Raw genomic sequence first — 2916 nt, forward strand, 5'->3', positions numbered from 1 at the left:
TGGTACGGCTCGCACCGCGAGTGCTTCGACTTCGCCGAGCGGGCGGCCGAGGACGCCGTCGCCGACTCGCTGGTCCAGGCCCTGCCGGTACGCGCGGCGTTCGCGCTGCTGAGCGACGCCGACGCCGCCGGGCGGGCCACGCCCGTGCAGAGGGACCGGATCGACGCCGCCGCCGACCTCGCGATCGGGTTCTCCGCGGGGTTCCCCGCCGGCGATCCCTGGCCCGCCGAGGTCCGCAACCTCCTCGCCTGCGTCCTGGTGGCGCGGGAGCGTACGGAGGAGGCGCTGGAGCAGTTCCGGCTCATCGGGCCGTACGCCACGTCGTTCCCGTGGGCGTCGGTGGCCGACGACGCGCTGGGCGGTTTCCTCGACACCAGGGCGGCGGTACGGCTCCGGGTGGCCTCTTCCACCCCCCTGCGCGGACGGCCCGGCCACGGCGGGCCGCGCGGCCATTAGGCTTGAGCGCTGTGACCACCGCTCGCCTGCCTCTCTTCCCGCTGAACGCGGTGCTGTTCCCCGGCCTCGTGCTGCCGCTCAACGTCTTCGAGGAGCGCTATCGCGCCATGATGCGCGAGCTTGCGACGGTCGACGAGGACGCGCCGCGCCGTTTCGTCGTCGTCGCGATCCGCGACGGCCGCGAGAGTGCCCGTACGGGTACGGGCATGCCCGACTCGGTCCCCGCTCCGGGAACCGGCGAACGCGCTCCGGGCGAGGGCTTCGGCCCCGACCCGGTCCAGGCCTTCCACCGGGTGGGATGCGTCGCGGACGCGGCCAAGATCAGGGAACGGGCGGACGGCAGCTACGAGGTCCTGGCGACCGGCACCGTCCGGGTCCGGCTGCTCTCGGTCGACGCGAGCGGCCCCTATCTGACCGCCGAGGTGGAGGACCTCCCGGAGAACCCCTCCGCCGAGGGCGACGAGGCGGGGGGCAAGGCGGCGCAGGAGGAGGCCGCGGCCCTCTCCGAGGGCGTCCTGCGGGCCTTCCGCGGCTACCAGAAGCGGCTCGCCGGAGCCAGTGAGCGTTCCCTGGCCACCGGTGCGGAACTGCCCGACGACCCGTCCGTCGTCTCGTACCTGGTGGCCGCGGCGACCGTACTGGACGTACCGACGAAGCAGCGGCTGCTCCAGGCGCCGGACACGGCGACGCGGCTGCGCGAGGAGCTCGCCCTGCTGCGCAGGGAGACGGCCGTCATCCGGCATCTGCCGTCGCTGCCGGCCACCGACCTGACCCGCGCCCCCACCCACCCCAACTGACCCGAGGAACCCGGCCGTGGCGAAGAAGCCGAAGAAGCAGCAGCCGGGCGGCACCCCGGCGACGGTCGCGCTGACCGCGTCGGGCACCGCGTTCACGGTCCACTCCTACGACCACGACCCGTCGTCCCCGTCGTACGGCGAGGAGGCCGCCGAGGCGCTCGGCGTCTCCCCGGACCGGGTGTTCAAGACCCTGGTCGCCGACGTCGACGGCGAGCTGGTCGTCGCGGTCGTACCGGTGGCGGGTTCGCTGGACCTGAAGGCACTGGCGGCGGCGGTGGGCGGCAAGCGGGCCGCGATGGCGGACCCGGCGTCCGCGGAACGCACCACGGGCTACGTCCGGGGCGGCATCTCCCCGCTGGGCCAGCGCAGACGCCTGCGTACGGTGCTGGACGCCTCGGCGCAGGAGCACGCCACGATCTGCGTCTCGGCGGGCCGCCGCGGCCTGGAGGTGGAGCTGTCCCCCACGGCGCTGACGGACCTGACCCGGGCGGTGTCGGCCCCGATCGGCCGCGCCTGACGGGGCACGGCTCCGGTCCGGGGGCTCGCCGGAGGGACAGGGCCCGCCGCAGGCGCCCCGTGCCCCCGCACCGCTAGGACCGCCGCGGCCACCCGTCCGCCGCGCTCGGGCCGCCGTCGGCCCCGGCCCCGGGCAGGGGCCCGGAAGGCGCGGACCCGGAACCCGGCGCGGGCCCGGTACCGGCAGCGGGTCCGGCCCCGGCCGCAGGCCCGAACGCCTCCCCCTGCCCCCAGAACTCGAACTCCGGCTCGGGGTCCCGCGGCCCGAACACCCACGTCAGCAGCAGGTGCACGACCATCGCCGCGATCGGCCAGGCCAGTACCGCCGCCCCCACCGCGTGCAGCTCCAGCGGCGCGTCGAACGTCACGCCCTTGCCCACCTCCTTGGCGTGGGCCACCACGTCGGACGTCGGCCCCAGCCACGTCCCGACCCCCCACGCGAGGAGCGAGCCGAGCACCCCGCCGAGGGCGAGCCCCACCACCAGCGGGATGCCTCCGCGCCTGCGGAGGAAGAAGACGGCCACGGCGGACACCAGACCGAGACCGAGGGCCAGCAGCACGAAGGTGCCGTCCGCCCCGACGGCCTCCTCGCCCTCGCTGTCCTTGAGGTACACGGCCGTGTCGTCGGAGACCAGCGGGACCCGCGGCGCCAGCCACAGCCACAGCAGGCCGAGCACGAGCCCCGCGGCCGTCAGCAGCAGTGCGGTCAGAGCGCCCTGCACCAGCTCCGCACGCCGCTCCGCCGCGGTCGGCGGCAGGAGGCCGCCGGGGGCGAGGTGCGACCCGGACCCGGGGGGCGGGGCCTGCCACGGGTCGCGGGGGTCGGGCTGATGCGGCGGCGTCAACGGTGCGGTCACGGTGACATCGTGCCAGGCCGCCGAGGCGGACGCCTCACCGGACCGGGACGCCCGCCGGACCGGCGCACCCGGCGGCACCCGCCACCGGTCAGCGCACCGCGGCCCGCCGGTACGCCCACGTCGCCACGGCCAGCGACAGCACACCCACCGCGGCGCACACCCCGAGGTCCAGCGCCACGACCGCCCAGTCCGGGTGGGCGTCGAAGGACCGGGACAACGCCTCCACCCCGTACGTCGACGGCAGCAGGTCACGCGCCCAGCCGACCGGCCCCTGTCTCTTATACACATCT

The 2916-nt window shown here is 75.9% G+C and carries 3 protein-coding genes and 2 pseudogenes; 3 read left to right on the forward strand and 2 right to left on the reverse strand.

What is annotated here, in order from left to right:
- From IH13_RS0132045 to ybaK, 3 genes and pseudogenes are all read left to right on the forward strand, one after another.
- Window positions 1-456 (forward strand): annotated as a pseudogene (locus IH13_RS0132045) (hypothetical protein); the annotation flags it as partial.
- An 11-nt stretch (window positions 457-467) separates the two neighbouring features.
- Entirely contained in the window at window positions 468-1253 is a 786-nt protein-coding gene (locus IH13_RS0132050; RefSeq protein ID WP_031089931.1) for an LON peptidase substrate-binding domain-containing protein, read from the forward strand.
- A gap of 16 nt (window positions 1254-1269) precedes the next feature.
- On the forward strand, window positions 1270-1770 hold the full coding sequence (gene ybaK, locus IH13_RS0132055; RefSeq protein ID WP_031089933.1) for a Cys-tRNA(Pro) deacylase: 501 nt from the start codon (window positions 1270-1272) through the stop codon (window positions 1768-1770).
- A 73-nt stretch (window positions 1771-1843) separates the two neighbouring features.
- Here the strand turns inward: ybaK and IH13_RS0132060 are convergent, their stop codons facing one another.
- Window positions 1844-2626, reverse strand: coding sequence for a DUF2567 domain-containing protein (locus IH13_RS0132060; RefSeq protein WP_031089934.1), 783 nt, complete (start codon window positions 2624-2626; stop codon window positions 1844-1846).
- Window positions 2627-2714: 88 nt separating this feature from the next.
- Window positions 2715-2916, reverse strand: a pseudogene (locus IH13_RS0132065) (ABC transporter permease); the annotation flags it as partial.

Source organism: Streptomyces sp. NRRL WC-3549, assembly GCF_000721935.1.
In the GTDB taxonomy this organism is placed as follows: Bacteria; Actinomycetota; Actinomycetes; order Streptomycetales; family Streptomycetaceae; genus Streptomyces.